The sequence below is a fragment of the Thauera sp. WH-1 genome (assembly GCF_047806685.1).
Lineage (GTDB): Bacteria > Pseudomonadota > Gammaproteobacteria > Burkholderiales > Rhodocyclaceae > Thauera.
This window is the reverse complement of the sequence record NZ_JBLQGP010000054.1, coordinates 1-3,402: the sequence shown is the minus strand read 5'-3', so window position 1 is coordinate 3,402 and position 3,402 is coordinate 1. Positions and strand designations below refer to the sequence as shown.

General features: G+C 71.9%; 3 protein-coding genes. All 3 read right to left on the bottom strand.

The features are described 5' to 3' along the window. Nucleotides 1–132: 132 nt before the first annotated feature. Genes ACMV5O_RS21185 through istA form a run of 3 tightly spaced genes read right to left on the bottom strand, consistent with a single transcriptional unit; the run spans nt 133 to nt 2,577 of the window. Complete coding sequence (locus ACMV5O_RS21185; RefSeq protein WP_416165292.1) at nt 133–345, bottom strand: hypothetical protein; 213 nt, start codon at nt 343–345, stop codon at nt 133–135. Next, nucleotides 342–1,100, bottom strand: a complete 759-nt coding sequence (gene istB / locus ACMV5O_RS21180; protein WP_416165291.1) for an IS21-like element helper ATPase IstB — start codon at nt 1,098–1,100, stop codon at nt 342–344. Before istB ends, ACMV5O_RS21185 begins: the two co-directional genes overlap by 4 nt. Next, the gene (istA, locus tag ACMV5O_RS21175; RefSeq protein WP_416165290.1) at nt 1,087–2,577 is read right to left on the bottom strand and encodes an IS21 family transposase; all 1,491 of its coding nucleotides are present in this window, start codon (nt 2,575–2,577) and stop codon (nt 1,087–1,089) included. Before istA ends, istB begins: the two co-directional genes overlap by 14 nt. Between the last annotated feature and the right edge of the window lie 825 nt (nt 2,578–3,402).

Here is a 3,402-nt window from a genome sequence, read left to right as displayed (position 1 = left end):
TGTTGCCGGCTGCCCGAATCCGCACAAATCTGGCGTCGTTAATCGGCGGCGTCGAGCGGGCGCCGTCGGAGCCGTAAACGGGACGAGGGCCGCGCGAATCGGCCCTCGTTCTCGCGGGGCAGCGCGGGTCGATCAGAACGACGGATCGTCGAACGGCAGCTCGGCCTGGGTGAGGTGATCCTGGCGGTAGTGCTCGAGCAGCACGAGTTGGTAATGCGCCCAGATGCGCTCGCGCAGATCGTCGAGCAGCTCGATCACGGCCCGGGCCTGTTCGGGCGTCCATGCGGCGTCGATGAGCAGTTCGAGCCCGCGCTGCAGCCCGGACGGCGGGTGGTAGGTCTTCATTCGGAGCTCCGTGCGGATTTGCGTTTGCGGGCGTTGGTGGCGGCGCGCTCCTGGGCTTCCTTGTGGCGCCAGGACTGGCCCTTGAGGGCGATGATCTCGGCGTGATGGACCAGGCGGTCGATGAGCGCGACCACGCAGGCGGCGTTGGGGAACACCTCGGACCACTCGGCGAAGGACTTGTTGGTGGTGATGAGGGTGCTCTTTTTCTCGTGACGGCGGCTGATGAGCTCGAAGAGCAGATCGGCGTGGCGGTTCGAGTAGGAGAGATAGCCGACCTCGTCGATCACCAGCAGCGTGGGGCTGGCGTAGTGGCGCAGGCGGCGGCGCAGCGCGGAGTCGGAGTCGAGCGCGGCCAACTCGCCCAGGAGCTGACCGGCGGTGGTGAAGAGCACGGTCTGTCCGCGCAGCACCGCCTGGTGGGCGATGTTCTGCGCGATCGTGGTCTTCCCGAGCCCCGAGGGGCCGACCAGGATGGCGTTGGTGGCGGTCTCGAGGAAGGCGAGCGTCATCAGCTCGGCGACGGCGGCCTGGTCGCCCTGCTCGGGCCAGCGCCAGTCGAAGTCGGCCAGCGGCTTGAAGCGGCCGATGTGCGCGCAGCGCAGCCGGCGCTCGAGCGAGCGCCGGGCGCGCTCGCGCTCCTCCCACTCGATGAGCGGGACGATCCACGGCGCCTGGGCGCATTCGGCCCAGTGGCTCACCACCCCATGCAGTTGCAGCGCGCGGGCGCGCTCGCGCAGCGGTTCAGGCGTCGCCATGGTCGTCCTCCAGCAGGCGGTCGTAGCCCGCCAAGGGATGGGCGCGCACGGTGACGTCGCGCGTCTTCAGGTGCGCGGGCAGCGGCACGCCCAGCGGCGGGGGCGCCTCGCGCCGGCGCTCGAGCGCCAGGCGCACCGCGTTGGGGTGCGGCACGCCGCGCGCGAGCGCCTCGTCGACGGCGGCGGTGAGTTCGCTCGCACCGTAGCGATCGAGCAGGTCGGTGAGCGCGCGCGTGGTGCGCCCGAGCGGCTCGCCGCGCTCGGCGGCCTGGGCGAGCAGCGCCTGGCAGGCCGGCACGGCCGCCGTCAGGCGGTCGGTGGCGCGGTGCGCGCCGGCCGCGCGCTTGTGCGCGACGAGCGCCTCGAGGTGCGCGGCACATTCGATCTGCTGGTGGCGATCGTAGCTGCGCGCGTGGGTGGCGATGACGTCCTCGCCGTCGAGGATGCGCACCCGCGCCGGGTCGGCGCACACGGTGAGGGGGCGCCGCACATGGGTGTGGGGGATCGAGTAGTCGTTCAGGTCGAAGCGCACATATGGGGTCTTGCCTGCCGACACCGCGCGCAGCTCGTCGGTCGGAAACGGCGCCTCGGGCAGCGCGAGCAGGCGCTCGCGCTCGGCCGCGAAGGCCTCGGCCACCGTCATCGCGCCGTCCTCGGGGCAGCGCCGCGCGCCGGCAGCGCCCTCGCACCAGGCCTGAGCCTGCGCGTTCAGCTCGTCCAGGTCGGCGAAGGCGCGCCCGGCGAAGAAGGCCTCGCGCACGTAGCGGATCGCGCGCTCGACGCGCCCCTTCTCGTTACCGCGCGCCACCGCCACCGGGCGCGGCTCGAAGCGGTAATGGCCGGCGAGCGCGAGCAAGCTCGGATGGAAGCGGATCGCGTTGCCGCAGCGCTCGAGCACCGCGCTCTTCAGATTGTCGTACAGGGCGATGCGCGGCACCGCGCCCCAGCACGCGAAGGCGCCCACGTGACCGCGCAGGAAGTTCTCCATGCGCGCATCGAGGAAGAAGCGCAGATAGATCTGGCGCGACCACGACAGCACCATCACGAAGGCCATCAGCGGCCGGCGCGCGCGCCCGATCGTCAGGTGCCCGAAGTGCCCCCAGTCGACCTGGGCCTGCTCGCCGGGCAGGGTGCGTAGCCGCAGATAGGCCTCGGCGCTCGGGCGCGGGCGGTGGCGGGCGATCAGGTGGCGGAAGTGATCGGGGCGCCCCGGGTAACCGCGCGCGCGCACCATGTCGTAGAGCCGCGCGGCGGTGAGGCGCGGAAACTGCGCGAGCGTCTCGTGCAGGAAGGGCAGATAGGGGTCGATCGCCGAAGCGCGCTGCACCGCGCCGTGCCGAGGCAGGCCGGCCTGGGTGAGCACGCGCGCGACGGTGTCGCGGTGCAGCCCGAGCTGCGCGGCGATGGTGCCGATGCGCCAGCGCTCGGCGTGGTAGTAGCGCAGGATCTGCGCCTCGTGTTCAGGGGACAGGGCCATGGTGGGGCGGACTCCGTTCGGATCGGGGGCAAGGGCGCCGAACCGACGAGTGCAGGAAGTCCTGACGCACGAACGGGGACAGTGCGCGGTGGCACAGGTGGCACTGCCCGCTCGCGGACGGTACGGACTCGGGCACGGATTCGGGCACGGTCGGCGCGGTCCTTACTTCAACAGGCGCAGCCGGCGGTGGAGAACCCTGATGCGTCACTTCCTGGCGTCGCGCGCGGTAGCGGCGCTGGCGTTGGGCGTGCGTCAGGCGCCCCGGGAAGCTCGCCTGGTAGCGCGCGCCGGCTGCCCGCAGCGAGGCCGCGCGGGCGCGCTGAGCGCAACCGGCGGCGCAGTAGCGCTGCCCCCGGTCACAGTGGCTGCAGATCAGCACCGCCGCGCGGCATGCGGCACAGAGATAGCGTCGTCCGGTCGACTCCATGGGCCTTGGGGCCCGTGGGAGACTCGACGCCAGCGCCCACTTCGTGAAAGACTACGGGCGCAACGACCGCGCAGGCTTGCGCGGGTGTGGGGCGCGACACTGGGGATGACTTGGCGGTTTGAGCCGGTGTCGCGCCTGCGTTGCCACAGGCCGATCCCGATTGTGCGCGCATCGGCCACCCGGGCGCCCAACGCCCTCCCTCCCGATTGCACGAACATCCCGGCCGCCCGCCTCCGGCGCGCCGTGGTGAGGGGCGTTTCCAGTCGCCCTACGGGCGCCTTCCAACGCCCCTCACCACCGGCCCCCAACGCTTTGATCTCGGCACACGACACGACGGTGACGGCGTGCTTCGAGGGGCGTTGACGCCGGATTTGTGCGGGAATGAACCGCCGTTAACA

Excerpts from the sequence above, each read along its gene's own strand:
- ACMV5O_RS21185 (WP_416165292.1), bottom strand. The coding sequence starts at position 345 with ATGAAGACCTACCACCCGCCGTCCGGGCTGCAGCGCGGGCTCGAACTG.
- istB (WP_416165291.1), bottom strand. The coding sequence starts at position 1,100 with ATGGCGACGCCTGAACCGCTGCGCGAGCGCGCCCGCGCGCTGCAACTG.
- istA (WP_416165290.1), bottom strand. The coding sequence starts at position 2,577 with ATGGCCCTGTCCCCTGAACACGAGGCGCAGATCCTGCGCTACTACCAC.